Source organism: Streptomyces sp. 1-11, assembly GCF_007176755.1.
GTDB lineage: Bacteria > Actinomycetota > Actinomycetes > Streptomycetales > Streptomycetaceae > Streptomyces.
Map to the genome: position 1 here is coordinate 60,537 of NZ_BJTV01000001.1, position 26,544 is coordinate 87,080.

The window sequence follows — 26,544 nt, forward strand, 5'->3', positions numbered from 1 at the left end:
GGGTGGCTCCTCGGGTCACCACCCGGCGGGGATGCCGGGTGTTGGGGTCAATTCTAGAGGGCGTGAGTGAGGGGGCGGGACGCACCCGCCCCCTCACCGAGAGCACGGGGCTCAGGAGACGCCCAGCTCCTTGGCGTTGGCCTTGAGGTCCTCGATGCCACCGCACATGAAGAACGCCTGCTCGGGGAAGTGGTCGTACTCACCGTCGCAGATCGCGTTGAACGCGGCGATCGACTCGTCAAGCGGCACGTCCGAGCCGTCCACGCCGGTGAACTGCTTGGCGACGTGGGTGTTCTGCGACAGGAAGCGCTCCACACGACGGGCACGGTGGACGACGAGCTTGTCCTCCTCGCCGAGCTCGTCGATACCGAGGATCGCGATGATGTCCTGGAGGTCCTTGTACTTCTGCAGGATCGTCTTCACGCGCATGGCCGCGTTGTAGTGATCCGCGGCGATGTAGCGCGGGTCCAGGATCCGGGACGTGGAGTCCAGCGGGTCCACGGCCGGGTAGATGCCCTTCTCCGAGATCGGACGGGACAGAACCGTCGTCGCGTCGAGGTGGGCGAAGGTGGTGGCCGGGGCCGGGTCGGTCAGGTCGTCGGCGGGGACGTAGATCGCCTGCATCGAGGTGATCGAGTGACCGCGGGTCGACGTGATGCGCTCCTGGAGGAGACCCATCTCGTCGGCCAGGTTCGGCTGGTAGCCCACCGCGGACGGCATACGGCCGAGCAGCGTGGAGACCTCGGAACCGGCCTGCGTGAAGCGGAAGATGTTGTCGATGAAGAACAGCACGTCCTGCTTCTGGACGTCACGGAAGTACTCGGCCATGGTGAGGCCGGCCAGCGCGACGCGCAGACGGGTGCCCGGGGGCTCGTCCATCTGGCCGAAGACCAGGGCGGTCTTGTCGATGACGCCCGAGTCGGCCATCTCCTCGATCAGGTCGTTGCCCTCACGGGTGCGCTCGCCGACACCGGCGAACACGGAGACACCGTCGTGGTTGTTGGCGACACGGTAGATCATCTCCTGGATGAGCACCGTCTTGCCGACGCCGGCGCCGCCGAACAGACCGATCTTGCCGCCCTTGACGTACGGGGTCAGCAGGTCGATGACCTTGACGCCGGTCTCGAACATCTCGGTCTTCGACTCGAGCTCGTCGAAGTTCGGGGCCTTGCGGTGGATGCCCCAGCGCTCGCCGTCGTAGGTCTCGTCGACGTTCAGCACCTCACCGAGGGTGTTGAACACCTTGCCCTTGGTGAAGTCGCCGACGGGCACCGTGATGGAGTTGCCGGTGTCGACGACCGGGGCCTGGCGGACCAGACCGTCGGTGGGCTGCATGGAGATGGTGCGGACCAGGCCGTCACCCAGGTGCTGGGCGACCTCCAGGGTCAGCGTCTTCTTCTCGCCGGCGTTGGCCGGGTCGGCCACCTCGACGTGAAGCGCGTTGTAGATGTCCGGCATCGCGTCGACGGGGAACTCCACGTCGACGACCGGGCCGATGACCCGGGCGACGCGGCCCGTAGCCGTCGCGGTCTCAACAGTGGTGGTCATTTATCGGTCACTCCCCGCGGTCGCGTCGGCCAGGGCGCTGGCGCCACCGACGATCTCGCTGATTTCCTGGGTGATTTCGGCCTGGCGGGCCGCGTTGGCAAGCCGGGAGAGCGTGTTGATCAGCTCGCCCGCGTTGTCGGTGGCCGACTTCATCGCGCGCCGCGTGGCGGCGTGCTTCGAAGCGGCCGACTGGAGCAGCGCGTTGTAGATCCGGCTCTCCACGTAGCGCGGCAGCAGGGCGTCGAGGACGTCCTCCGCCGACGGCTCGAAGTCGTACAGCGGGAGGATCTCGCCCTTGGGGGCGGTCTCCTCCGCGACCTCTTCGAGACGCAGCGGCAGCAGCCTGGCGTCGAGCGCGGTCTGCGTCATCATCGAGACGAACTCGGTGTAGACGATGTGGAGCTCGTCCACGCCGCCGTCCGCCGTCTCCTTCTCGATGGCCTCGATCAGGGGCGCCGCGACCTTCTTGGCGTCCGCGTACGAGGGCTCGTCCGTGAAGCCCGTGAACGACTCCGCGACCTTGCGCTCACGGAAGTTGTAGTGGGCGACACCACGGCGGCCGACGATGTACGTGTCGACCTGCTTGCCCTCGCGCTCCAGGCGCTCGGTCAGCTGCTCCGCCGCCTTGATGGCGTTGGAGTTGAAGGCGCCGGCCAGACCGCGGTCGCTCGTGAGGAGCAGGACCGCGGCGCGGACCGGGTTCTCCGCCTCCGTGGTGAGCGGGTGCTTGGTGTTCGAACCCGTACCGACCGCCGTGACCGCGCGCGTCAGCTCGGTCGCGTACGGCGTGGAGGCCGCCACCTTGCGCTGCGCCTTGACGACGCGCGAGGCGGCGATCATCTCCATCGCCTTGGTGATCTTCTTGGTCGCGCTGACGGATCGGATGCGACGCTTGTAGACCCGGAGCTGGGCTCCCATGAGTCAGGTCCCTTCCTTACGTCACTTGGCGGCAGCGGCAGGAGTGTCCTCGCCGAGCAGCTTGCCGTCCGAGGTCTCGAACTGCTTCTTGAACTCCGCGACGGCGTCGTCGATCGCCTGGATCGTGTCGTTCGACATCTTGGCGCCCTCGCGGATGGAGGTGAGCAGGCCCGACTCCTTGCGGTGCAGGTAGTCCAGCAGCTCCCGCTCGAAGCGGCGGATGTCGACGACCGGGACGTCGTCCATGCGGCCGTTGGTGCCGGCCCAGACGGAGATGACCTGGTCCTCGGTCGACATCGGCTGGTACTGGTCCTGCTTCAGCAGCTCGACCATGCGCTGACCGCGCTCCAGCTGGGCCTTGGAGGCCGCGTCCAGGTCGGAGCCGAAGGCGGCGAACGCCTCGAGCTCACGGAACTGGGCGAGGTCCACACGGAGGCGGCCGGAGACCTGGCGCATCGCCTTGTGCTGGGCGCTGCCGCCGACTCGGGAGACGGAGATACCGACGTTCAGCGCGGGACGCTGACCGGCGTTGAACAGGTCCGACTCCAGGAAGCACTGGCCGTCGGTGATGGAGATGACGTTGGTCGGGATGAACGCCGAGACGTCGTTGGCCTTGGTCTCGACGATCGGCAGACCGGTCATCGAACCGGCGCCCATCTCGTCGGAGAGCTTGGCGCAGCGCTCCAGCAGACGGGAGTGCAGGTAGAAGACGTCACCCGGGTAGGCCTCACGGCCCGGCGGGCGGCGCAGCAGCAGCGACACGGCGCGGTAGGCGTCGGCCTGCTTCGACAGGTCGTCGAAGATGATCAGGACGTGCTTGCCCTCGTACATCCACTGCTGACCGATGGCCGAACCGGTGTACGGCGCCAGGTACTTGAAGCCGGCCGGGTCGGACGCCGGGGCGGCGACGATGGTCGTGTACTCCAGCGCGCCGTTCTCCTCCAGCGCGCGGCGCACGCCGGCGATGGTGGAGCCCTTCTGGCCGATGGCGACGTAGATGCAGCGGACCTGCTTCTTCGGGTCGCCCGTGCGCCAGTTGTCACGCTGGTTGATGATCGTGTCGACGGCCAGGGCGGTCTTGCCGGTCTGGCGGTCGCCGATGATCAGCTGACGCTGACCACGGCCGATCGGGGTCATCGCGTCGACGGCCTTGTAGCCGGTCTCCATCGGCTCGTGCACCGACTTGCGCTGCATGACCGTGGGGGCCTGCAGCTCGAGGGCGCGGCGGCCGGACGTCTCGATCTCGCCGAGACCGTCGATCGGGTTGCCGAGCGGGTCGACGACGCGGCCGAGGTAGCCCTCGCCGACCGCGACGGAGAGGACCTCACCGGTGCGGTGCACCGGCTGACCCTCCTCGATACCGCTGAACTCACCGAGTACGACGGCGCCGATCTCGCGCTCTTCCAGGTTCAGCGCGAGACCGAGGGAGCCGTCCTCGAACTTCAGCAGCTCGTTCGCCATGGCCGAGGGCAGGCCCTCGATCTTGGCGATACCGTCGCCGGCGACGGTGACCGTACCGACCTCCTCGCGCGAGGCCGCGTCCGGCTTGTACGACTGGACGAAGTTCTCCAGTGCGTCCCGGATCTCCTCCGGCCGGATCGTGAGCTCCGCCATCTGGGTTCCCTGCTCTCCTTGTTGGGCCCGAAGTTTCACTGCGGGGGGATGGGGACTCCCCCCTGAACGAGGTGAATCCTCTGCACGGCCCAACCAGGGCCGTAAGCACGTCTTGCGTTTTCTCGATTGCCGGGGTTGCGCTAGCTCGCCATGCGGCGGGCCGCGTCCTCCAGCCGGTCCGCGATGGAGCCGTTGATGACCTCGTCACCGATCTGCACCCGGATCCCGCCGACGACCTCGGGGTCGACGTCCAGGTTGAGGTGCATCCGGCGACCGTAGAGCCTGGTCAGGGCGGCGCCGAGGCGCTGCTTCTGCCCGTCGCTCAGCGGCACCGCCGACGTGACGACGGCGACCATGCGGTCCCGGCGCTCGGCGGCGAGCCTGGACAGGGACTCCAGTCCCGCTTCCAGGCTACGTCCACGCGGCGCGGACACCAGGCGCCCGACCAGACGCTCGGTGGCGGGCTTGGCCCGGCCGCCGAGGAGCCGGCGCAGCAGCTCGACCTTGGCCGGGGCGCCCGCCGAGCGGTTGGTGAGGGCGGCCCGCAGCTCGGTGTTGGAGGAGACGATCCGGCCGAACCGGAACAGCTCGTCCTCGACGTCGTCGAGCGCGCCCGACTTCTGCGCCGCGGTGAGGTCGGCGACGTTCGCCAGCTCCTCCAGGGCGTCCACCAGGTCGCGCGGCTGCGACCAGCGGGTACGGACCATGCCCGACACCAGGTCGACGGTGGCCGTGCCGACCTGGGCGCCGATCAGCCGCCGGACCAGCTCGGCCTTGGCCTCACCGGGCTGCGCCGGGTCGGTGAGGACCCGACGCAGGCCGGGCTCGCGGTCGAGCAGCGCGGTGACGGCCGTCAGCTCGTCCGCGAGCTTCGTCGCGTCGGCGGACGTGGAGTCCGTCAGCGCGTCGAGACGCTCACGTGCGGCTGCGAGGGCCTCGCGGCTCGCTCCGTTCATCGCGTGGCCTCGGCCTTCTCCTCGAGGTCGTCGAGGAAGCGGTCGATCACACGGCTCTGGCGGGCGTGGTCCTCGAGGGACTCGCCGACGAGCTTGCCGGCCAGGTCGGTGGCGAGCTTGCCGACGTCCTGGCGGAGCGCGCCCGCGGCGGCCTTGCGGTCGGCCTCGATCTGGGTGTGACCGGCGGCGACGATCTCCTCGCGCTGCCGCTGGCCCTCGGCCCGCATCTCGGCGATGAGCGCGGCACCCTGCTCCTGCGCCTCCTGGCGCAGACGCGCGGCCTCGTGCCGGGCCTCGGCGAGCTGAGCCTTGTACTGCTCAAGGACGCTCTGGGCCTCGACCTTCATGGCGTCGGCCTCTTCGATGCCGCCTTCGATCGCCGCGCGACGCTCCTCCAGAACCTTGTTGATGTTCGGAAGCAGCTTCTTCCAGAAGAAGAAGAACACGATGGCGAAGGCGATGGTGCCGACGAGCAGCTCGGGGCCGGCCGGGATGAGCGGGTTCTGCTCGGTCTCCTCGGCCGCCAGCTGTGCCAGGTTGGCGATCACATCAGTGCCTTTCGTCGATACGTGTCGGTACGGATGTCTTACTTGGTACCGAACACGAACGGCATGACGATGCCGATGAGGGCGAGCGCCTCGCAGAAGGCGAAGCCCAGGATCTGGTTGGCGCGGATCAGGCCGGCCGCCTCGGGCTGACGGGCGAGGGCCTGGGTGCCGTTGCCGAAGATGATGCCGACGCCGATGCCGGGGCCGATGGCGGAGAGGCCGTAACCGACGGAACCGATGGAACCGGAGACAGCGGCGAGGGTCTCAGTGGCAGCCATGGTGAATCTTCCTTCTCTTTACGGACCGGTGGGGGTTGGCCACCGGACGACCGGGGGTGGTGGTGAGGCTCAGTGGTGCTCGGCGAGAGCGCCCTGAATGTAGGAGCAGGCCAGCAGTACGAAGACGTACGCCTGGACGGCCTGCACGAAAAGTTCGAAGCAGATCATGGCCACGGTCATCACGAAGGAGACACCGGCGGCCGGGATCATCCAGCTGTTCAGCAGGTACCAGGAGGCGACGGTGAACATCACCAGCATCAGGTGACCGGCGAACATGTTGGCGAAGAGTCGCACCGCGTGCGTGAACGGGCGGACCAGCAGGTTCGAGAAGAACTCGATGAGCATGACGAGCGGCAGCACAGCGCCGAGCGACTTGTCGTAGCCGGTGATGTTCTTGAAGAAGCCGACGAAGCCGTGGCGCTTGAAGGTCAGTCCGACCCACAGGACCCAGACGAGCAGGGCCAGCACGACGGGGAAGGCGAAGACCGAGGCGACCGGGAACTGGGCCAGCGGGATCACCGACCAGATGTTCATCAGCCAGATGAAGAAGAAGAGGGAGACCATGAGCGGCACCCACTTCTCGCCCTCGCGCTTGCCGAGCGTCTCGTAGACGATGCCGCGGCGCACGAAGTCGTAGCCGGCCTCGCCGACCATCTGCAGCTTGCCGGGGATGACCTTCGCTTTGCCGAAGGCGGCCCAGAAGAACGCGATGACGACGACCGTGGTGAGGAGCGCGAGCAGCATCACCTTGTTGAATTCGAAGCCGCCGACCGTGGCCATCGGCTTGAACAGGAACGAGTGCAGGCCCGGAGCCGGGAAGCCGCACCCGTTGTCGGACATGATCCGGCAACTCCAGTCAAAGGCGAGCTGGGTCTGGTCAGCACTCACCGCGGGCTCCTTCGGCGTGACGCATGGGTACGGCAACCTCGTTGTGTCGGCGCGGCGCAGGGCCGCTGATCGGCACCGGACTGGTGTAACGGATGTGGGGGCGGCTGGGGGGCATCGAGCCTCGCGATCGAGCAGGCGTCAGCTCAGATGCCCGCGCCCGCGATGCCGCAGTTGGCACCGGACGATAGCAGGAGATCTCACAAGCCTTTATCCCGCCCCTACCCCTCACGACGACGGCCCCGTCTTCTCGTGCTTCTCACTCTTCGCGGAGTCGGGATCGACGTAGAAGATCTTGGCCTTCATGTGTGCTCGAGCCTGCGCGGCCATCCACACGACGGTCGTGACGACGAGCGACACCGCGAAGGCCTTCGCGTTGAAGAGAGAGGTGCCCTTGAAGACGGCGACGAAGATGAGGAGGAGCAGGAGCTGGGCCATGTAGAGCATCAGCCCCATGGCCTGGAACAACTGCGGAAGCGTTTTCGCCGTCCACTGCAGCACGTAGAGGCCGATTCCCATGAACAGGATGGCCAGCACCGTGCCGACGGCCGCGCCGAGCGCACCCTTGCCCCCCGCGACCGCGGCGCTCACGGCGACGGCGACCACGCCGGCGGCCGCTGCGGGCACAGCGATCTGCAGTAGGTTCCGGGCGTCATTGGACGGCATGGCGGCAACTCCGCTTTCACAGGGGGGCAGGTGTCGTCATGGACGAGCGTAGTCCCGGGCTGAGTAGTCGAGACCTCACACCGGCGGACCGTCGCACTACGGTCCTTCGGTTCTATCCGGGGTTCTCGTGAACCGTATCACAAACTATTTGATGAGGTCTTTACCTGCTGGGTGTGCTTGCTGTCACACATGAGTGTGGTGGCGCGCGTCTGTGCAAAGACCAGGCCCTTTTGTCTGGTATTGCGGAGCTTTGCTCCCCCACGAGATGGCAATGCTCTAGTCAGATTCTTACCTTGTGGCCTTGCCGATACGCGAACGGGTGCCGAGGGCGGTGGCCCCGTTGACCCCTGTCGTACCGGCGGTGACAGGCGTCCGTTCCTCGGGCTCCGACGGCTCCTGGGCCGTGGCCCTGGCGGTCTGCGCGGACTGCGCCGGCTCCTCCGCCGTGCGCCGGCGCCTGCGGTAACGGGGCGGCACGACGTTCTGCGCCCAGGCGGGCACCCGGGGCGTGAAGCGGGGCAGCAGGAGCAGGACCAGGCCGATGGCGCTCAGGAAGACCACACCGAGCACGATCCACATCGACGCCGAGTTCACCGAGTAGGCGAGCGCCCCGAAGCCGATCAGCGCGGACCAGAAGTACATGATCAGCACGGCCCTGCTGTGCGAGTGGCCGATCTCCAGCAGGCGGTGGTGCAGATGGCCGCGGTCCGCGGCGAACGGCGACTGGCCGCGCCAGGTGCGGCGCACGATGGCCAGCACCAGGTCGGCGGCGGGCACGGCGATGATGGTCAGGGGCAGCAGCAGCGGGATGTAGACGGGCACCGTCTGGTGCACCGCCGCCTTCTCCGAACCCGTGAACAGGGCCAACGCGTCCGGGTCCACCTGGCCGGTGATGGAGATCGCGCCGGCGGCCAGCACCAGCCCGATCAGCATCGAGCCGGAGTCGCCCATGAAGATCCGCGCCGGGTGCATGTTGTGCGGCAGGAAGCCCAGGCACATGCCCATCAGAATGGCCGAGAACAGCGTCGCCGGGGCGGCGGCCTCGATGCCGTACGAGTACCAGATCCGGTACGCGTACAGGAAGAACGCCGCCGCCGCGATGCACACCATGCCGGAGGCCAGGCCGTCGAGGCCGTCCACGAAGTTCACCGCGTTGATCGTGATGACGACCAGCGCCACCGTCAGCAGGGTGCCCTGCCACTGGGTCAGCGCCACGTTGCCGACACCCGGGACGGGCAGCCACAGGATCGTCAGACCCTGCATGACCATGACGCCGGCGGCGATCATCTGGCCGCCGAGCTTGATCAGCGCGTCGATCTCGAACTTGTCGTCGAGGACGCCGATCAGCCAGATCAGCGCGGCCCCGGACAGCAGCGCCCGCGGCTCGTTGGACTTGGCGAAGACCTCGTTGAGGTTGGTCAGGTGGTCCGCGACCAGCAGGCCCGCACACAGTCCGAAGAACATCGCGATCCCGCCGAGCCGCGGAGTGGGTTCCCGGTGCACGTCACGCGCCCGGATCTCCGGCATCGCGCCTGCCACGATCGCGAACTTCCGTACCGGCCCTGTCAGCAGGTAGGTCACCGCGGCCGTGATGCAGAGCGTCAGCAGGTATTCACGCACGGGCTTCCCCACAGGTCTCGCTGGCCATCACAGCCCCACACCCTAGCGACGCACGCATATGGATGAGGACTTCCGGGTAGCGACGATGGTTGCACGGGTGGCTGTGCGCCACCACGCGCGGCCGGACGCACGGACCTTCCACCTGCCCGTTTCACCCCGGATACGGCGGGAATCGACCGGTCAGCTCACGCACCTCGGCCCGCGCCGCGGCCGGTTCCGCCTCGTCCCGCAGGACGGCGGCCAGGAGCGCGGCGATCCGGACCATCTCCGGCTCCCCCATGCCCTGCGTGGTCACCGCGGCCGTGCCCAGGCGCAGCCCCCGGCCGTCGCCGTGCGGAAGAACACAGCAGTCCAGCACGATCCCGGCGGCCGCGAGCCGGCCGCGCGCGGTGCGTCCGTCGACGTCGAGCGGCGCCGGGTCGGCGACGATCATGTGGGTGTCGGTGCCGCCGGTGATCACGTTGAACCCCTCGGCGGCCAGATGGCCGGCGAGGACCCTGGCGTTGGCGACCACCTGGTGGGCGTAGGCGCCGAAGGCCGGGGTGGCCGCCTCGCCGAAGGCGACGGCCTTGGCGGCGATCGTGTGCATCTGCGCGCCGCCCTGGGTGAAGGGGAAGACGGCCCGGTCGACCCGCTCCGCGAGCTCGGCCCCGCACAGGATCATCCCGCCGCGCGGGCCGCGCAGCACCTTGTGCGTGGTGGCGCACACGATGTCGGCGTACGGCACCGGGCTGGGCGCCGCTCCCCCGGCGACCAGGCCGATCGGGTGCGCCGCGTCGGCGATCAGGTACGCGCCCACCTCGTCGGCGACTTCCCGGAAGAAGGCGTAGTCGAGGTGGCGGGGGTAGGCGATGGAGCCGCAGACGACGGCCTTGGGCCGGTGGCCCAGGGCCAGGTGGCGGACCTGGTCGCGGTCGATCAGCCCGGTCTCGGCGTCGACGCCGTAGCCGACGAAGTCGAACCAGCGGCCGGAGAAGTTCGCGGGCGAGCCGTGGGTGAGGTGGCCGCCGTGGGGCAGCCCCAGGGCGAGGACGGTGTCGCCGGGGCGCAGCAGGGCGGCGTAGGCGGCCAGGACGGCCGAGGAGCCCGAGTGGGCCTGCACGTTGGCGTGCTCGGCGCCGAACAGCGCCGTGGCCCGCTCGACGGCCAGCCGTTCGGCGACGTCGACGATCTCGCAGCCGCCGTGGTGCCGGGCGCCCGGGTAGCCCTCGGCGTACTTGTTGGCGAGCGCCGAGCCGAGGGCGGCCAGCACGGCCGGCGAGGTGAAGTTCTCGGCGGCGATGAGCTGGAGCGTCGTCGACTGCCGGTCGAGCTCCGCGGACAGGATGTCGGCGAGCTGGGGATCCTGTTCCCGCAGGACATCGGTCTCGAGGGTGCGGGTGACCGACATGGCGGGCTCCGGGCGGTCGACGGTGACGTGAGACCAATGTAGGCCCGGGATGTCCGGTACGCGCGGGTTGCCCCGCCTGTCGGCGCGGGCGTCCCACGGGCGGGCGGCGCCCGCCCGCGTCACGCGCGGGCGGGGACCCCGGTCAGTGCGGTCACCACGGGATCGAGCGCCTCGTGTATCTCGTCGCCGACCGAGCGGAAGAAGGGCAGCGGCGCCCCGTACGGGTCGTACACCTCGTCCGCCTCCGCGGTCGGCGCCAGCAGCCAGCCGCGCAGCGCGGCCGCGGCGCGCACCAGGGCGCGGGCCCGCGCCACCACGCCGTCCTCCAGCGGCGGCAGCGTGGCGGGGTCTATGGCGCGCACCAGGCGGGTGAACTCCTTCAGGGTGAAGGTGCGCAGGCCCGCCGAGTGGCCCATGGAGATGACCTGGGCGCGGTGGTCGCGGGTGGCCGTGAGGACGAGGTCGGCCATGATGACGTGCTCGTCCAGCAGCTCGCGGCCGGTGAAGCCGGAGGCGTCCGCGCCGAACTCGGCCAGCACGGTCTCCGCGTTGGCCTCCATGGGCGCGCCCTCGTGGCCCCAGGTGCCGGCGCTCTCCACGATCAGGCCGCCGCCGAGCACCCCCAGCCGCTCCGTCACGAAATGGCGGGTCAGCCGCTCGGTGATGGGCGAGCGGCACACGTTGCCGGTGCTGACGTGGAGGATGCGGAAGCAGTCGCGCGGGAGCCCGACGAACGTCGTCGTGATCTCCGCGGCGCTCTCCCTGCCTATGCCACGCCCCGCGTCAGGGGCCGTCAATTCGCCACCTCGAGGTCGGGTACGACCTTCCGCAGCTCCTCCGGGGAGAGCGCGCCCTGTCGCAGCAGCACCGGGACCTCGCCGGTGACGTCCACGATGGACGACGGCACGTTGCCGGGCGTGGGGCCGCCGTCGAGGTATACGGAGACGGAGTCGCCGAGCATCCGCTGCGCGGCGTCGCAGTCCTCCGGCGCCGGGTGGCCGGTGAGGTTGGCCGAGGTCACGGCCATCGGGCCGACCTCGGTGAGCAGCTCGATGGCGACCGGGTGCAGCGGCATGCGCACGGCGACCGTGCCCCGGGTGTCGCCCAGGTCCCACTGCAGGGACGGCTGGTGCCGGGCGACGAGCGTCAGCGCGCCCGGCCAGAAGGCGTCGACCAGTTCCCAGGCCAGCTCGGAGAAGTCCGTGACGAGGCCGTGCAGGGTGTTCGGGGAGCCGATCAGGACGGGACTGGGCATGTTGCGGCCCCGGCCCTTGGCGGCCAGCAGATCGGCGCACGCCTCGGAGGAGAACGCGTCGGCGCCGATGCCGTAGACCGTGTCGGTCGGCAGCACCACCAGCTCGCCACGGCGGACGGCGGACGCGGCCTCGCGCAGACCCGTCACACGGTCGGTCGCGTCGTTGGTGTCGTATCGCCGTGCCATGTCTAGCGAGCCTCCTCGTGCGGGTACTGCGGGCTGGAAGTCGTCGGGGTGCTCACGGCAGCGCCTTGCGGGCGGTCGCGAAGCGGGGGCGGTTGTTGAGGTCCGGGTGGTCGGCCGCGTCGGCCCAGCCCAGCTCCTCGGTGAAGATCCAGGGCACCTGGCCGCCCTGGGTGTCGGCGTGCTCGATGACGACGACTCCGCCGGGGCGCAGCAGCCGGTGCGCGGTGCGCTCGATGCCGCGGATCAGGTCGAGGCCGTCCTCGCCGGAGAACAACGCCATCTCCGGGTCGTAGTCACGGGCCTCCGGCGCGACGTACTCCCACTCGGTGAGCGGGATGTACGGCGGGTTGGAGATCACCAGGTCGACCTGGCCGTCGAGGTCCGGGAAGGCGGTCAGGGCGTCGCCCTGGCGCAGGTCGACCCTGGACCCCTCGACGTTCTTGCGGGTCCACTGGAGCGCTTCCTCGCTCAGCTCCACGGCGTGCACGCGCGAGCGCGGCACCTCCTGGGCGAGCGCGAGCGCGATGGCGCCGGAGCCGGTGCACAGGTCGACGATGCACGGCTCGACCACGTCCATGGCGCGCACGGCGTCTATCGCCCAGCCCACCACGGACTCGGTCTCCGGCCGGGGCACGAACACTCCGGGCCCGACCTGGAGCTCCAGGTACCGGAAGTAGGCCCGCCCGGTGATGTGCTGCAGCGGCTCGCGCTGCTCACGCCGGGCGATGACCTCCCAGTAGCGGGCGTCGAAGTCGGAGTCCTCGACGGAGTGCAGCTGGCCCCGCTTCACGCCGTGCACGAACGCGGCGAGCTCCTCCGCGTCGGTGCGCGGCGAGGGCACGCCGGCGTCGGCCAGCCGCTGGGTGGCCTGGGCCACCTCGGCGAGCAGCAGACTGCGGGGGCTTGGGGGTCGCCCCCCAGGTGGTGACTGCACGCAAGTCCTCCGTGTAACTCGTACGTGCCTCTTACGCGGCCGCCAGCTTCGCGGCCGAGTCGGCGTCGACGCAGGCCTGGATCACCGGGTCGAGGTCGCCGTCCAGGACCTGGTCCAGGTTGTAGGCCTTGAATCCGACCCGGTGGTCCGAGATGCGGTTCTCCGGGAAGTTGTAGGTGCGGATCTTCTCGGAGCGGTCCACGGTGCGGACCTGGCTGCGGCGGGCGTCGGCGGCCTCCCGCTCGGCTTCCTCCTGCGCCGCGGCGAGCAGCCTGGAGCGCAGGATGCGCAGCGCCTGCTCCTTGTTCTGGAGCTGGCTCTTCTCGTTCTGGCAGGAGGCGACGACCCCGGTGGGCAGGTGCGTGATGCGCACCGCGGAGTCGGTGGTGTTGACCGACTGGCCGCCGGGCCCGGAGGACCGGTAGACGTCGATCCGCAGGTCGTTCGGGTTGATCTCGACGTCGACCTCCTCGGCCTCGGGGGTCACGAGGACACCGGCGGCGGAGGTGTGGATGCGGCCCTGGGACTCGGTGGCCGGCACGCGCTGCACGCGGTGCACGCCGCCCTCGTACTTCAGCCGGGCCCACACGCCCTGGCCGGGCTCGATCTGCCCGCGGGCCTTCACCGCGACCTGCACGTCCTTGTAGCCGCCCAGCTCGGACTCGGTGGCGTCGATGATCTCGGTCTTCCAGCCGATCCGCTCCGCGTAGCGCAGGTACATGCGCAGCAGGTCACCGGCGAACAGCGCGGACTCGTCGCCGCCGGCGCCGGCCTTGATCTCGAGGATGACGTCCTTGTCGTCACTGGGGTCGCGCGGGACCAGCAGCAGGCGCAGCTTCTCGGTGAGCTGCTCGCGCTGCTTCTCCAGTTCCTTGACCTCGGCGGCGAAGTCGGGGTCGTCGACGGCGAATTCGCGCGCGGTCTCGACGTCGTCGCCGGTCTGCTTCCAGGAGCGGTACGTGGCGACGATCGGGGTGAGCTCGGCGTAGCGCTTGTTCAGCTTGCGCGCGTTCGCCTGGTCGGCGTGGACCGACGGGTCGGCGAGCTTCTTCTCCAGGTCGGCGTGCTCGGCGACGAGTTCATCGACGGCCTCGAACATCTTTCGGCTCCTGATACTGCGGTGAGGACGAGGGCGGGCGACCAAAAACGCCGGTCCCGGGCACGCCCCGCGAGAGGGCGCGACCGTGGACCGGCGGTATGGGGCTCGCTACTTCTTGGAGCCGGCAGCCTTGCCGAAGCGGGCCTCGAAGCGGGCCACACGGCCACCGGTGTCGAGGATCTTCTGCTTGCCCGTGTAGAACGGGTGGCACTCGGAGCAGACCTCGGCCCGGATGGTGCCGGACTCGATGGTGCTACGGGTGGTGAACGACGCGCCACAGGTGCAGCTGACCTGCGTCTCGACGTACTCGGGGTGGATGTCGCGCTTCAAGGTGTCTCCTAGGTTCCGGGAGGGCGCCGGGTCGCAGCCGCGGGATGCGAAAGCGTGAACCGGAGCCGACGTACCAGTCTGCCAGGACTGGCGCCATCCCCCAAAACCGGGGGGCGTGGCGGTCTATTCCCGGGGCGTTCCCCGGCGGTTTCCCTGGGGCCCGCGCGGGTCCGGGAGCGGGGGTCCGGTGCGGCGCTGCCGGTGCGGCGGTCCCGGTGCGGGTCAGCCGCTGACGACGCCCGCGGCCTCGCCCGCCGCCGTGTCCTTGGTGGCCGAAGCGGGGATGGGCCTGTCGTTCCGCAGGGCCTGCCAGATCTGCTCGGCCTTGGCCTTCTCCAGCAGGACCCGGTTGGGGTCGGCCGGGTCGTACCGGACCGGCATCGTGACCATCCGCAGGTGGGAGGAGCCGATGCCCTTCAGGCCGCCCGCGAAGTCCGCGAGGGCGTTGACCGAGCCGAGGTCGGAGTCGGTGGTGACGGCCTTGGTGGCGGTGTCGGCGAGGTCGTACAGCCGCTTGGGGTCGCTGAACACGCCGACGTGCGCGACCTGGTCGAGCAGTGCCTTGACGAAGGCCTGCTGGAGCTGGATGCGGCCCAGGTCGGAGCCGTCGCCGACGCCGTGCCGGGTGCGGACCAGGGCGAGCGCCCGCTCACCGTCGAGGGTGTGGGTGCCGGCCTTGAGGTTCAGGTGGCTCTGCGGGTCGGAGATGGGCCTGGTCGTGGTGACCGGTACCCCGCCGAGGTCGTCGATGAGCTTCTGGAAGCCGGCGAAGTCGACCTCCAGGTAGTGGTCCATGCGGATGCCGGTGAGGGACTCGACGGTCTTCACGGCGCAGGCGGCGCCGCCCGTGGAGTAGGCGGAGTTGAACATCACGCCGGTCGCGGCGGGGTGGCTGCCGCCCTTGGCGTCGGTGCAGGCGGGGCGGTCGATGAGGGTGTCACGCGGGACGGAGACCACACTGGCTCTCTTGTGCCCCTTGTACACGTGGACGATCATCGCGGTGTCGGAGCGGGCGCTGCCGTCGTCCGTGCCGCCGCCCAGCTTCCGGTTCGTGCCCGCGCGGGTGTCCGAGCCGAGGACCAGGATGTTCTCGGAACCGTTGTCGACCTTCGTGGGCCGCCCGTCGCCGAGGGCCTGGTTGATGTCGACGCTCTTCAGGTTGCCGTTGAGCTTGAAGTAGACGTATCCGAACCCGGTACCGGCGAGCACGACCACGCCGGCGGCCGTCCATGCGGTGGCGAGCAGCGCCTTGCGGCGCTTGCCGGGGGTGGCCTTGCGGCGGCGGCCCCCGCCTCGGTGCTGCGGGCCGGTGGTGACCGGCTCCGTTATGCCGGGCTCCGGCGTGCTCTCGGCGGACACGTCACTCCTAGGTCTCGTCCTGTCGGTTACCCCCTGCTTTCAGGGTCAGGCGCGGTCTTCACCACTCCATCGTCGCTCTGCCTGGTCAGACGGAGAAACTCGGGCCAGGGTTGCACGGCGCACGGTGTCCGCCGCGTGCGGCGGCGGGCACCGTGCGTGACGGCGTGACCCGGAGCGGGCCACGCTCACCTGCGGTTTCAGCCCCAGATGTCGTACGCCTGGAAGCCGGTGCCGACCGAGACCCTTGTGGCGAAGATCTCGCTCGTGCCCTTTCCGGTGCCCTTGTACAGGTAGAGCGTGCCGCCGGGGGTGCGGGCCAGGAGGTCGGCCTTGCCGTCGCCGCTCACGTCGCCGACCGCGTCGAAGGCGTTGTAGCCGGTCCAGCCGCTGCGCACCTTGACCCGGGCGGAGAAGGCCCCGGTACCGGACTTGCCGGTGCCCTTGTACAGGTACAGGTCGCCGGTGCTCGACTTGCGGGCCAGCAGGTCGGCCCTGCCGTCGCCGTTGAAGTCCCCGTGCCCGCGCACCGAGTTGTACTGGCCCCAGCCGGTGCTCACCTTCACCTTGGCGGCGAAGGTCCCGTTGCCCTTGCCCGCGTACAGCCACATCGTGCCGCCCGAGTCGACGGAGAGCACGTCGGGCAGGTAGTCGCCGGTGACGTCGCCCGGGGTGACGATCCGGGTGCGGGTCTTCCAGCCGGTGAAGATCTTCGTGTCGGTCCAGCTCCCCTTGGTGCGGGCGCTGTTGAGGACGAAGTGCTCCCAGTAGACGTCTCCGGTGGAGGCCACCCGGTAGACGACGTCCTGGTAGCCGTCCCGGTTCAGGTCGGTCTGCAGGGCGAGGTTGACCCCGCTCCAGTCGCCCCAGGAGACGCGGGAGCCGAACGAGGTGCCCTTGGAGTCCTTCTCGTAGCCGGTCTTCGTGGACGAGGCGCGCACGAAGATGTCGGCCTTGTTGTCGTGGTAGCTCAGGTTGCTGTCGTCGATCTGCGGATACGCCGAGCCGGCGTAGGCGCCGAGCCTGGTGAAGACGCTGTAATAGCCCTTGTCCACGCAGTCCTTGACGCCCCAGGAGACCACTCCGGCGATCCGGCCGCCGACCACGAGCGGGCCGCCGGAGTCACCGTTGCACGTGGCGCTGGTACCGGTGTCGCCGCCGCTCTGGGTGCCCGCGCAGACCATGTGCCCCGCGACGTAGGCGGTGTCGTAGACGCCGGCGCAGGTGCTGTCGGAGCGCAGGGTCAGCGTGGTCGTCCGCAGCGTCTGGGAGAGGTCCTGGCCGGTGGAGCTGGTGCGGCCCCAGCCGTAGACCCTGGCGGCGGTGCCGCTGGCATAGGAGGCGGTGTCGCCGGAGACGGCCATGCGGATCGGCGTGGCCTTGACCGGGACGGCCAGGGTGAGCATGCCGAGGTCGCTCTCGTACTTCCCCGTCTCCTTGTCCACCGGGTCGTACCCCGGCTGCCACCACTGGCGCAGCACTCCGGTCGCCTGGCCGCCGTGCAGGTCGGTGGTGCCGGCGGCGTCGGTGGTGGGGAGCTGGTCGGTGCCCGTGACGACGGCGCCGTGGGCGGCCCAGTCGTAGTTCCGGTTGTCCTCCCTGAGGCAGTGGGCGGCGGTCAGGATCTTCGTCGGCGAGACGACCGAGCCGCCGCAGAAGAAGCTGATGTCGTCGGCGGTGTCGGTGGTGTTCCTGTCGTCGAAGTACCAGAGCTGGGCCATCCAGGGCGCCGAGGAGATGGTGGTCTCGGAGCCGCCGACGACCTTCGGCGAGACGGCCGAGGGGCTGCTGGTGCCCGTCGGCTGCGCGGTGCGCCGCTCGGCGCTCGCGGCGCCCGCGATGCGGTGGTCCAGCGTGGCCTGGGAGGGCTGGGTGACGGCGGGGGCGGTGCCGGGCTCGGGGGCCGCGGTGGCGGCGCCGGCGGAGGACGTCAGCAGCGCGGCGGTCACCGCGGCGGCGGCAGCGGCCGCGGCGAGGGGGACGGCAAGACGTATCCGGCGTCTGTGCCGCCCGGACTCGGGCGTGGGCAAGGCGGTTTCCCTAGGGGGAGAGGTGTGGTGAAGGGGGCGCCTGATGCGCTCCCCATCCCCTCTCAGCGCCGAAAGGCCGGCCCCCGTCACCTGGTGACGGGGGCCGGCCTGAGTTTCTTACCTTCTGCCTACCGACTAGTCGCCGTTGCCGGGCGTCGGCGTCGTCTTCTGGATCTGCATCAGGAACTCGCCGTTGGACTTGGTCTGCTTCATCTTGTCCAGCAGCAGCTCGATCGCCTGCTGCTGGTCGAGCGCGTGCAGCACCCGGCGCAGCTTCCAGACGACGGCGAGCTCCTCGTTGCCGAGCAGGATCTCTTCCTTACGGGTACCGGACGCGTCGACGTCCACCGCCGGGAAGATGCGCTTGTCGGCGAGCTTCCGGTCGAGCTTGAGCTCCATGTTGCCGGTGCCCTTGAACTCCTCGAAGATCACCTCGTCCATGCGGGACCCGGTGTCCACCAGGGCGGTGGCGAGGATGGTGAGCGAGCCGCCGTCCTCGATGTTGCGGGCCGCGCCGAAGAACCGCTTCGGCGGGTACAGGGCGGTCGAGTCGACACCACCGGACAGGATGCGGCCGGAGGCCGGGGCGGCGAGGTTGTACGCACGGCCCAGACGCGTGATCGAGTCGAGCAGCACGACCACGTCGTGACCCAGCTCCACCAGGCGCTTGGCGCGCTCGATGGCCAGCTCGGCGACCGTGGTGTGGTCCTCGGCCGGACGGTCGAAGGTCGAGGAGATGACCTCGCCCTTCACCGACCGCTGCATGTCGGTGACCTCTTCCGGACGCTCGTCGACGAGGACGACCATCAGGTGGCACTCGGGGTTGTTGTGCGTGATCGCGTTGGCGATCGCCTGCATGATCATGGTCTTGCCGGTCTTCGGCGGGGCCACGATCAGACCGCGCTGGCCCTTGCCGATCGGCGACACGAGGTCGATGATGCGGGTCGTCAGCACGCCCGGGTCCGTCTCCAGACGGAGGCGGTCCTGCGGGTAGAGCGGGGTCAGCTTGTTGAACTCCGGGCGGCCGCGGCCGTGTTCGGGCGCCATGCCGTTGACGGAGTCGAGGCGGACCAGCGCGTTGAACTTCTCGCGGCGCTCGCCCTCCTTGGGCTGGCGGACCGCGCCGGTGACGTGGTCGCCCTTGCGCAGGCCGTTCTTGCGGACCTGGGCGAGGGAGACGTACACGTCGTTCGGGCCCGGCAGGTAGCCGGAGGTCCGGATGAAGGCGTAGTTGTCGAGGATGTCCAGGATGCCCGCGACCGGGATCAGGACGTCGTCCTCGGCGACCTGCGGCTCGGCGACGTCGTCGCGGCCACGACGGCCACGGCGGTCGCGGTAGCGGCCGCGACGGCCACGGCGGCCGCCCTCGAAGTCGTCGTCGTCCTGCGGGCCGCTGTTGCGGTCCTGGCGGCCGCCCTGCTGCTGACCCTGCTGCTGGCGGTCCTGACGGCCGCCGCCCTGCTGGTCGTCGCCCTTGCCACGGCGGTCGCGGTCGCGGTCACGGCCGCGCTCGCGGCGGTCGCGCCGGCCGCGGCCCTCGCCGTCACCGGCGTCGCCGCGGGCCTCGCCCTGCTGCTGCGCGGACGCCTCGCCCTTGGACTCGCCCTTCGCCTCACCGGCGACGGTCTCGGCGGCGGGGCTGCCCGTCTCGGCGGTGGCACGACGGCGGCGGCGCTCGGCCGGGGCGTCGTCTCCGCCGCGCTCGGCCTCGCCCGCGCGGGCCGCGCCGCCCGCCGGCTGGCCGGGGATCTCGATCTGCTGCTGGGCCACGGCCTTCTCGGCGGGGGCCTCGGCCGCCTTGTCCGCCTTCTTCTCGGCGGCGTCCTCACCGGTACGGGCCTTGGAGGTGGCCCGCCGCTTGGGCTTGGTCTCGGTGGCGGCCTCCGCCTTGGGAGCGGCGCCCCCGGCCTGGGCCTCCTTGATGACCTCGATCAGCTGGCTCTTGCGCATGCGCGCGGTGCCCCTGATGCCGAGGCCGGATGCGACCTGCTGCAGCTCGGCCAGCACCATGCCCTCGAGGCCGGTACCGCGGCGCCGCCGGGAGCCGGCACCGCTGGCAGGCGCGGAGGCGTCCGTGGCGGGCGCGGCAGCGGTCTCCTCGACACGTGCGCCCATCAGATCGGTGGTGTCGCTCACGAAGGGTCCTTCCCTGGAGCGGACGTCGGCCTGTCTGGCTCGGCGACCGGTTGTGCTGTCCGGCTACGGTCCTGTCTTCGATGGACCGTGCCGGGGCGGTGGTCCGCCAAAGCGGCGGAAGAGAAATTTCTGGTGATGGCGCTTCCGCGAGCCGTGGCACCCAGTGTCACGTGGCGTGGTAGCACCGATTCCGGAGCTCCCCCGGAGGGGGTGCCCCCACTGGCGTCCCGCTCAATGTCCGCATACGACGTACTGCCCAGGTACGGCGCACGGAACACGGAGTGGTGTGGGAGGCTCCCGGAAGGATGTCTGTCCCGGACGGGGACACGAAGCACCTCGCCATGGTGGGGTCGGGTGCTGACTTGAGGTTAACACTACCGGATCCAACAAACATTCCCCCTCTCCAAATCCGGCAACCGTGTCTCAGGTCGCAAGCGGCAGCACGCTCGCTCCCTGGACATCGAGGTCCAGCCGGTTGGCGGCCCAGCCCTCACCCGCGAGGTGGGACACCTTGTCCGCGCTGTCGACGTCGGCCAGCGCCATGACGGTGGGTCCGGCGCCGGAGATGACGGCCGGGATCCCGTCGGCGCGCAGCCGCTCCACCAGCGCGGCGCTCTCCGGCATCGCCGGGGCGCGGTACTCCTGGTGCAGACGGTCCACCGTGGCGGGCAGCAGCAGCTCGGGGCGCCTGGTGAGGGCCTCGACGAGCAGGGCGGCACGGCCCGCGTTGACGGCGGCGTCGACGTGCGGCACGGTGCGCGGCAGCAGGCCGCGCGCGGTCTCGGTGAGCACCGGCTTCCCGGGCACGAAAACCACCGGAACGATGGAATCGTCGGGGTCCATCCTGATGGCCCGGGCCGCGCCGGCCTCCATCCAGGAGAGCGTGAAGCCGCCGAGCAGACAGGCGGCCACGTTGTCGGGGTGGCCCTCGATCTCGGTGGCCAGCTCGAGCAGCGCCGCGTCGTCGAGGCGGGCCTCGCCGCCTATGGTCACCGCGCGGGCGGCGACGATGCCGGCGCAGATGGCGGCGGAGGAGGAGCCGAGGCCGCGGCCGTGCGGGATGCGGTTGGCGCAGACGATCTCCAGACCGCGGGGCTGTCCGCCCAGCAGGTCGAAGGCGGTGCGCAGGGAGCGGACGAGCAGGTGGCTCTCGTCACGGGGCAGGGTCTCGCCGCCCTCACCCGCGATGTCGATGTGCAGTCCGGAGTCGGCCACCCGGACGACGACGTCGTCGTACAGCCCCAGCGCGAGGCCCAGGGCGTCGAAGCCCGGGCCGAGGTTGGCGCTGGTGGCGGGGACGCGCACCCGGACGGCGGCGGCGCGGAACGCTGGACCGGCCATCGCTCGAAGACTCTCCTTGAGCTGCGTGAGTGTCGAAGGACATCCGATGGGTCGAATGCCGCTCGATCGATTCGAGGACATTCGATGACGTACGAAGACCCGTCGGGTCGCGGAGACGGCGCGGCCCGTGCCCACACGCGGGGGCATATGCGGTAGGCGGGTTCAGTACAGCCTATCGAAGGAAGGTTCCGCGGCGACATAGGGCGCACAGGAGGCGCACGATGCGTGTCGTGGACCTCCCGTGCACCCTGCCACGGGCGGCTGCCGCGGGGCCGGGTCGTCCCGGCCCCGCGGGCTCTCACGCCAGGCCGAGGCGCTCCGCCGCGGTGGCCGCGTCGACGGGGACGGTGACCGGCTGCGGCGCGCCGGCGACGGCCCAGTCCGGGTCCTTCAGCCCGTTGCCGGTGACGGTGCACACGATGCGCTGCCCCGGGTCGACCTTGCCCTGCTCGGCGGCCTTGAGCAGACCGGCCACCGAAGCGGCGGAGGCGGGCTCCACGAAGACACCCTCCTGCGCGGCCAACAGCCGGTAGGCGCGCAGGATCTCACGGTCCGTCACCTCGTCGATGGCGCCGCCGGACTCGTCGCGGGCGGCGAGCGCGTAGTCCCAGGAGGCGGGGTTGCCGATGCGGATCGCGGTGGCGATGGTCGACGGATCCTTGACGACCTCGCCGCGCACGATCGGCGCGCTGCCGGAGGCCTGGAAGCCCCACATGCGCGGGGTGCGGCTGGAGACGCCGTCGGCGGCGTACTCCTTGTAGCCCTTCCAGTAGGCGGTGATGTTGCCCGCGTTGCCGACCGGCAGGACGTGGATGTCGGGGGCGTCACCGAGCATGTCGACGATCTCGAAGGCGGCCGTCTTCTGGCCCTCGATGCGCACCGGGTTGACCGAATTGACCAGTGCCACCGGGTAGTTCTCGCTCAGCGAGCGGGCGAGCGTCAGGCAGTCGTCGAAGTTGCCGTCGACCTGGAGGATCTTGGCGCCGTGCACCAGGGCCTGGCCCATCTTGCCGAGGGCGATCTTGCCCTGCGGCACGAGCACGGCCGAGACCATCCCGGCCCGCACGCCGTAGGCGGCGGCCGAGGCGGAGGTGTTGCCGGTGGAGGCGCAGATGACGGCCTTCGCCCCCTCCTCCTTGGCCTTGGAGATGGCCATGGTCATGCCGCGGTCCTTGAAGGACCCGGTGGGGTTGGCCCCCTCCACCTTCAGGTGGACCTCACAGCCCGTGCGCTCGGAGAGCACCTGCGCGGGCACGAGGGGCGTACCGCCCTCGCGGAGCGTCACGACCGGCGTGGTGTCGGATACCGGCAGCCTGTCCCGGTACTCCTCGATGATTCCGCGCCACTGGTGGGTCATTGCTGGTTACTCTCCTTCAACCCGCATGATGCTGGCGACACCCCGCACGGTGTCGAGCTTGCGCAGCGCCTCGACGGTCCCGGTGAGGGAGGCGTCGGACGCGCGGTGGGTGACGACGACGAGGGAGGCCTCGCCGTCCTTGCCCTGCTGGCGAACCGTATCGATCGACACCCCGTGCTCGGCGAACACGGTCGCGACCTGGGCCAGGACACCCGGCTTGTCCGCGACGTCGAGGCTGATGTGGTAGCGCGTGACGACCTCGCCCATGGGCGAGACCGGCAGGGCAGCGTACGCGGACTCACCGGGCCCCGTTGCGCCGTTGAGCCGGTTGCGGCATACGGCGACCAGGTCGCCGAGCACGGCGGAGGCGGTCGGGGAACCGCCGGCGCCGGGGCCGTAGAACATGAGCTGCCCGGAGGCGTCGGACTCCACGAAGACGGCGTTGTAGGCGCCGCGCACGGAGGCGAGGGGGTGCTTCAGCGGGATCATCGCGGGGTGCACCCGGGCGGTCACCGAGGCGCCGTCGGCGGCCCGCTCGCAGATGGCGAGCAGCTTGATCGTGCAGCCCATCTCCCTGGCCGAGCGGAAGTCGGAGGCGGTGACCTCGCTCATGCCCTCGCGGTAGACGTCGTCGAGCCGCACCCGGGTGTGGAAGGCGATGCCGGCCAGGATGGCGGCCTTGGCCGCGGCGTCGAACCCCTCGACGTCGGCGGTCGGGTCGGCCTCGGCGTACCCGAGCGCGGTGGCCTCGTCCAGCGCCTCCTGGTACCCGGCGCCGGTGGAGTCCATCTTGTCGAGGATGAAGTTGGTCGTGCCGTTGACGATGCCGAGCACCCGGTTGACCTTGTCGCCGGCGAGGGACTCGCGCAGCGGCCGGATCAGCGGGATGGCGCCGGCGACGGCGGCCTCGTAGTACAGGTCCCGGCCGTGCTGCTCGGCGGCGGCGTGCAGCGCGGCCCCGTCCTGGGCGAGCAGCGCCTTGTTGGCGCTGACCACGGACGCGCCGTGCTCGAAGGCGGTGGTGATGAGGGTCCGCGCGGGCTCGATGCCGCCGATGACCTCGACGACGACGTCGATGTCGCCGCGTTTGACGAGGGCGGTGGCGTCGGTGGTGACCAGCGACGGGTCGATGCCCTCGCGCACCTTGCCGGGCCGGCGCACGGCCACCCCGGCCAGTTCCACCGGGGCCCCGATCCTGGCGGCGAGGTCGTCGGCGTGCGTCGTCATGATGCGCGCCACCTCTGAGCCGACCACTCCACAGCCCAGCAGCGCCACCTTCAGCGGACGCGTACGCATCATCCGACCTCGTTTCCTCTCACCGTCTACGGTTGCACCAGTCTCACTCACCGGACGGGAGTTTCTACCCTTCGTCCGGATCGTGAGACATCTATTTCATTTTCCCGGGATGCGAAGACCGAAGATCTTCCGGCCCCGTTTCCCGGGGTTCACCCCAGGCCACGGCGCCCACGGCCACCGCCCTCCCGGGGTTCACCCGGGGGCACGGCACCCGCAGCCACCACCCTCCCGGGTTCACCAAGGGGCACGGCGCCCGCAGCCACCGACCTCCCCGTCCCTCAGCCGACGTCGAGACGCAGGAGGTCCTCCTCCGTCTCGCGCCGCACGATCACCCGCGCCTCGCCGTCCCGCACCGCGACGACGGGCGGACGGAGCGCGTGGTTGTAGTTGCTGGCCATGGACCGGCAGTACGCGCCGGTGGCCGGCACCGCGAGCAGGTCGCCCGGGGCCAGGTCGGCCGGCAGGAACGCGTCCTTGACCACGATGTCCCCGCTCTCGCAGTGCTTGCCCACGACCCGGCTCAGCACGGGCTCGGCGTCGCTGGCGCGCGAGACGAGCGCAACGCTGTACTCCGCGTCGTACAGCGCGGTCCGGATGTTGTCGGACATCCCGCCGTCCACCGAGACGTACGTCCGCAGCCCCTCGAGCGGCTTGACGGTGCCGACCTCGTACAGCGTGAACGCCGTCGGCCCGACGATCGCGCGCCCGGGCTCGACCGAGATGCGCGGCGCGCGCAGCCGGGCGGCCTCGCACTCCCGTCCGACGATCTCGGTCAGCGCCTTGGCGATCTCGTGCGGCTCACGCGGGTCGTCGGCGCTGGTGTACGCGATGCCGAGCCCGCCGCCGAGGTCGATCTCGGGCAGCTCGACCCCGTGCTCGTCCCGGATGTCCTTCAGCAGCCCGACCACGCGGTGGGCGGCGACCTCGAAGCCGGACATGTCGAAGATCTGCGAACCGATGTGGCTGTGGATGCCGATCAGCTCCAGCCCGTCGAGCCGGAGCGCCCGCCGCACCGCCTCGGCGGCCTGCCCGCCGGCCAGCGGGATGCCGAACTTCTGGTCCTCGTGCGCGGTGGCGATGAACTCGTGGGTGTGCGCCTCGACCCCGACGGTGATCCGGATCTGCACCCGCTGCCGCTTGCCCAGCGACTGCGCGATGTGCGCGACCCGCACGATCTCCTGGAAGGAGTCGAGCACGATCCGCCCGACCCCCGCCTCCACGGCCCGCTCGATCTCCTCGACGGTCTTGTTGTTGCCGTGGAAGGCGATGCGGTCGGCGGGCATCCCGGCCGACAGCGCGGTGGCCAGCTCGCCGCCGGAACACACGTCGAGGTTGAGTCCCTCTTCGTTCAGCCAGCGCACGACGGCCCGGGACAGGAACGCCTTCCCGGCGTAGAACACGTCGGCGTCGGCGCCGAACGCGGTGCGCCAGGCGCGCGCCCGGGCACGGAAGTCGGCCTCGTCGAGGATGTAGGCGGGGGTGCCGAACTCCTCGGCGAGCCGGGTCGCGGAAATCCCGCCGACGGTCAGGACACCGTCCTCGTCCCGGCTGACGGTCTGCGCCCACACCTTGGGGTCGAGGGCGTTGAGGTCGGCGGGCGGGGCGGCATAGTGGCCCTCGGTGAGGACGTCGGCGTGACGGGGCCCTGCGGGGTGGGCGGAACGGCTCATGACGTGACTCTCAGACTCTCTGTCTCTCTCCGGGCGTCCTGGGTCGCCTCAGAGGTGTTCGGGTGCGTCGATGCCGAGCAGGGACAGGCCACCGGCCAGCACCGTCCCGGCGGCTTCGGCGAGGGCGAGCCGGGCGCGGTGGGCGGCCGAGGGTTTCTCCTCGCCGCGCGGCAGCACGGTGGGCAGATGGGGCAGCACGGCATCGGCGACGGTGACGAGATGCCGGGCAAGCCGGTCCGGGGCGCGATGGGTGGCGGCCGCGGTGAGGATGCGGGGGTGGTCGGCGAGGGCGGCGACCACCTCGCGGGCGTCGACGGGTCCGGGCTCGGCGCCGAACCCGAGACGGGCGGCGTTGCGGGTCAGGGCCCGGGTACGGGCGTGCGCGTACCGCACCCGGAACAGCGGGTTGCCCTCACGCTGCACCAGATGGTCGGCGGTGATCCGGGGCCGGTCGTGCGGCGCGGGATGCAGCAGCGCCCACTGGGCGGCGTCGGCCCCGAGCGGCGCGGGATCCTCCGGCGCCGGCACGGGCCGCAGGTTCACCGGCTCCCCGTGCCCGACTTCGGCCCGCCCGCCCTGCGTGGCCACGATCCGTACGACGGCGTCGGCCACCACCTCGGCCCGCACCTCGTACGGCACCCGCAACGGCACGACCTGCCCGGCGAGCGCGTCACCGTGCCCGTAGGCGGAACCGAGCCGCAGAATCTCGGTGACGAGGCCGGCGGCCGCCTCCCCGCTGTCGGCGAGCGTGATGTTGAGGAAGCCCGGCCCCGTGACGACGACGTCATCGATCCCGTCGGCCTCCAGAAGCCGCTTCCGCAGCACCTCGGCAAGGTCCGCGGGCCGCCGCCCGGCCACCCGGGCGAGCTGCAGGGCGACATTGGTGGCGTAGTCCCCGCACCCCCCGGGCCCCGGCTCGGTCACGACAACCCGCTCCGGCAACGCACCCGGCTCCACACACAGCTCCCCGCCCTCCACGGCAGCACGCACCGAGTGCAACACGGTGCGGGAGAGCTCGACGGGGGTCACGGGACAAGCGTAGGGGAGGTGGGGGGTGGGTATGCGAGGCGGTTTTACGGGGCGAGACGGGCGGGGGCCTTGTCCCCGGTAGAGGCAACGAGGGACCAGCCC

The 26,544-nt window shown here is 70.5% G+C and carries 23 protein-coding genes; all 23 read right to left on the minus strand.

The annotated features are described in order from the left end of the window. Positions 1 to 111: 111 nt before the first annotated feature. Positions 112 to 1,548 carry a F0F1 ATP synthase subunit beta gene (gene atpD, locus TNCT1_RS00290; protein ID WP_143626877.1) on the minus strand — a complete coding sequence of 479 codons (1,437 nt, stop codon included), beginning with the start codon at positions 1,546 to 1,548 and terminating at the stop codon, positions 112 to 114. Next, entirely contained in the window at positions 1,549 to 2,466 is a 918-nt protein-coding gene (locus tag TNCT1_RS00295) for a F0F1 ATP synthase subunit gamma (protein ID WP_143626880.1), read from the minus strand. 21 nt (positions 2,467 to 2,487) lie between these two features. Beyond that, positions 2,488 to 4,080, minus strand: a complete 1,593-nt coding sequence (gene atpA / locus TNCT1_RS00300; protein ID WP_143626882.1) for a F0F1 ATP synthase subunit alpha — start codon at positions 4,078 to 4,080, stop codon at positions 2,488 to 2,490. Between the two features lie 140 nt (positions 4,081 to 4,220). After that, positions 4,221 to 5,036, minus strand: a complete 816-nt coding sequence (locus TNCT1_RS00305; RefSeq protein WP_143626884.1) for a F0F1 ATP synthase subunit delta — start codon at positions 5,034 to 5,036, stop codon at positions 4,221 to 4,223. After that, on the minus strand, positions 5,033 to 5,584 hold the full coding sequence (locus TNCT1_RS00310; protein WP_143626886.1) for a F0F1 ATP synthase subunit B: 552 nt from the start codon (positions 5,582 to 5,584) through the stop codon (positions 5,033 to 5,035). Before TNCT1_RS00310 ends, TNCT1_RS00305 begins: the two co-directional genes overlap by 4 nt. A gap of 38 nt (positions 5,585 to 5,622) precedes the next feature. Beyond that, complete coding sequence (locus tag TNCT1_RS00315; RefSeq protein WP_053670587.1) at positions 5,623 to 5,862, minus strand: ATP synthase subunit C; 240 nt, start codon at positions 5,860 to 5,862, stop codon at positions 5,623 to 5,625. 69 nt (positions 5,863 to 5,931) lie between these two features. Then, complete coding sequence (gene atpB, locus TNCT1_RS00320; protein ID WP_143628232.1) at positions 5,932 to 6,702, minus strand: F0F1 ATP synthase subunit A; 771 nt, start codon at positions 6,700 to 6,702, stop codon at positions 5,932 to 5,934. Positions 6,703 to 6,975: 273 nt separating this feature from the next. Beyond that, on the minus strand, positions 6,976 to 7,413 hold the full coding sequence (locus TNCT1_RS00325; RefSeq protein WP_143626888.1) for a hypothetical protein: 438 nt from the start codon (positions 7,411 to 7,413) through the stop codon (positions 6,976 to 6,978). 288 nt (positions 7,414 to 7,701) lie between these two features. Continuing rightward, positions 7,702 to 9,033, minus strand: coding sequence for an MraY family glycosyltransferase (locus TNCT1_RS00330; RefSeq protein WP_143626890.1), 1,332 nt, complete (start codon positions 9,031 to 9,033; stop codon positions 7,702 to 7,704). Between the two features lie 151 nt (positions 9,034 to 9,184). Next, on the minus strand, positions 9,185 to 10,423 hold the full coding sequence (gene glyA / locus TNCT1_RS00335) for a serine hydroxymethyltransferase (protein WP_143626892.1): 1,239 nt from the start codon (positions 10,421 to 10,423) through the stop codon (positions 9,185 to 9,187). A 119-nt stretch (positions 10,424 to 10,542) separates the two neighbouring features. Then, positions 10,543 to 11,220, minus strand: coding sequence for a protein-tyrosine-phosphatase (locus TNCT1_RS00340; protein ID WP_143626895.1), 678 nt, complete (start codon positions 11,218 to 11,220; stop codon positions 10,543 to 10,545). After that, positions 11,217 to 11,864 (minus strand): L-threonylcarbamoyladenylate synthase, encoded by a 648-nt coding sequence (locus tag TNCT1_RS00345; RefSeq protein WP_143626897.1) that lies wholly within the window; start codon positions 11,862 to 11,864, stop codon positions 11,217 to 11,219. The genes TNCT1_RS00340 and TNCT1_RS00345 overlap by 4 nt, the downstream gene beginning before the upstream one ends. Before the next feature lie 52 nt (positions 11,865 to 11,916). Next, entirely contained in the window at positions 11,917 to 12,756 is an 840-nt protein-coding gene (gene prmC / locus TNCT1_RS00350) for a peptide chain release factor N(5)-glutamine methyltransferase (protein WP_143628234.1), read from the minus strand. A gap of 73 nt (positions 12,757 to 12,829) precedes the next feature. Then, complete coding sequence (prfA, locus tag TNCT1_RS00355; protein WP_143626899.1) at positions 12,830 to 13,897, minus strand: peptide chain release factor 1; 1,068 nt, start codon at positions 13,895 to 13,897, stop codon at positions 12,830 to 12,832. Positions 13,898 to 14,005: 108 nt separating this feature from the next. Further along, on the minus strand, positions 14,006 to 14,227 hold the full coding sequence (gene rpmE, locus TNCT1_RS00360; protein ID WP_015657814.1) for a 50S ribosomal protein L31: 222 nt from the start codon (positions 14,225 to 14,227) through the stop codon (positions 14,006 to 14,008). Between the two features lie 222 nt (positions 14,228 to 14,449). Continuing rightward, complete coding sequence (locus TNCT1_RS00365; RefSeq protein WP_143626901.1) at positions 14,450 to 15,586, minus strand: LCP family protein; 1,137 nt, start codon at positions 15,584 to 15,586, stop codon at positions 14,450 to 14,452. Between the two features lie 197 nt (positions 15,587 to 15,783). Then, the gene (locus tag TNCT1_RS00370; RefSeq protein ID WP_373920448.1) at positions 15,784 to 17,613 is read right to left on the minus strand and encodes a trypsin-like serine protease; all 1,830 of its coding nucleotides are present in this window, start codon (positions 17,611 to 17,613) and stop codon (positions 15,784 to 15,786) included. Between the two features lie 135 nt (positions 17,614 to 17,748). Beyond that, positions 17,749 to 19,749 (minus strand): transcription termination factor Rho, encoded by a 2,001-nt coding sequence (rho, locus tag TNCT1_RS00375; protein WP_143626903.1) that lies wholly within the window; start codon positions 19,747 to 19,749, stop codon positions 17,749 to 17,751. 423 nt (positions 19,750 to 20,172) lie between these two features. Next, a complete protein-coding gene (gene thrB, locus TNCT1_RS00380) occupies positions 20,173 to 21,090 on the minus strand; it encodes a homoserine kinase (RefSeq protein WP_143626905.1) in 918 nt (305 codons plus the stop codon). 298 nt (positions 21,091 to 21,388) lie between these two features. Next, positions 21,389 to 22,447, minus strand: a complete 1,059-nt coding sequence (thrC, locus tag TNCT1_RS00385; RefSeq protein ID WP_143626907.1) for a threonine synthase — start codon at positions 22,445 to 22,447, stop codon at positions 21,389 to 21,391. Between the two features lie 6 nt (positions 22,448 to 22,453). Then, positions 22,454 to 23,743, minus strand: coding sequence for a homoserine dehydrogenase (locus TNCT1_RS00390; RefSeq protein WP_143628238.1), 1,290 nt, complete (start codon positions 23,741 to 23,743; stop codon positions 22,454 to 22,456). Between the two features lie 278 nt (positions 23,744 to 24,021). Next, on the minus strand, positions 24,022 to 25,413 hold the full coding sequence (gene lysA / locus TNCT1_RS00395; protein WP_143626909.1) for a diaminopimelate decarboxylase: 1,392 nt from the start codon (positions 25,411 to 25,413) through the stop codon (positions 24,022 to 24,024). A gap of 48 nt (positions 25,414 to 25,461) precedes the next feature. Continuing rightward, the gene (gene nrtL / locus TNCT1_RS00400) at positions 25,462 to 26,442 is read right to left on the minus strand and encodes an ArgS-related anticodon-binding protein NrtL (protein ID WP_143626911.1); all 981 of its coding nucleotides are present in this window, start codon (positions 26,440 to 26,442) and stop codon (positions 25,462 to 25,464) included. Positions 26,443 to 26,544 lie beyond the last annotated feature (102 nt).

Coding starts and splice junctions, on each gene's coding strand:
- atpD (WP_143626877.1), bottom strand. CDS start 1,548: ATGACCACCACTGTTGAGACCGCGACGGCTACGGGCCGCGTCGCCCGG.
- atpA (WP_143626882.1), bottom strand. CDS start 4,080: ATGGCGGAGCTCACGATCCGGCCGGAGGAGATCCGGGACGCACTGGAG.
- TNCT1_RS00390 (WP_143628238.1), bottom strand. CDS start 23,743: ATGCGTACGCGTCCGCTGAAGGTGGCGCTGCTGGGCTGTGGAGTGGTC.
- thrB (WP_143626905.1), bottom strand. CDS start 21,090: ATGGCCGGTCCAGCGTTCCGCGCCGCCGCCGTCCGGGTGCGCGTCCCC.
- thrC (WP_143626907.1), bottom strand. CDS start 22,447: ATGACCCACCAGTGGCGCGGAATCATCGAGGAGTACCGGGACAGGCTG.
- TNCT1_RS00315 (WP_053670587.1), bottom strand. CDS start 5,862: ATGGCTGCCACTGAGACCCTCGCCGCTGTCTCCGGTTCCATCGGTTCC.
- lysA (WP_143626909.1), bottom strand. CDS start 25,413: ATGAGCCGTTCCGCCCACCCCGCAGGGCCCCGTCACGCCGACGTCCTC.
- TNCT1_RS00325 (WP_143626888.1), bottom strand. CDS start 7,413: ATGCCGTCCAATGACGCCCGGAACCTACTGCAGATCGCTGTGCCCGCA.
- atpB (WP_143628232.1), bottom strand. CDS start 6,702: ATGTCCGACAACGGGTGCGGCTTCCCGGCTCCGGGCCTGCACTCGTTC.
- glyA (WP_143626892.1), bottom strand. CDS start 10,423: ATGTCGGTCACCCGCACCCTCGAGACCGATGTCCTGCGGGAACAGGAT.
- TNCT1_RS00305 (WP_143626884.1), bottom strand. CDS start 5,036: ATGAACGGAGCGAGCCGCGAGGCCCTCGCAGCCGCACGTGAGCGTCTC.
- TNCT1_RS00345 (WP_143626897.1), bottom strand. CDS start 11,864: ATGGCACGGCGATACGACACCAACGACGCGACCGACCGTGTGACGGGT.
- prfA (WP_143626899.1), bottom strand. CDS start 13,897: ATGTTCGAGGCCGTCGATGAACTCGTCGCCGAGCACGCCGACCTGGAG.
- TNCT1_RS00295 (WP_143626880.1), bottom strand. CDS start 2,466: ATGGGAGCCCAGCTCCGGGTCTACAAGCGTCGCATCCGATCCGTCAGC.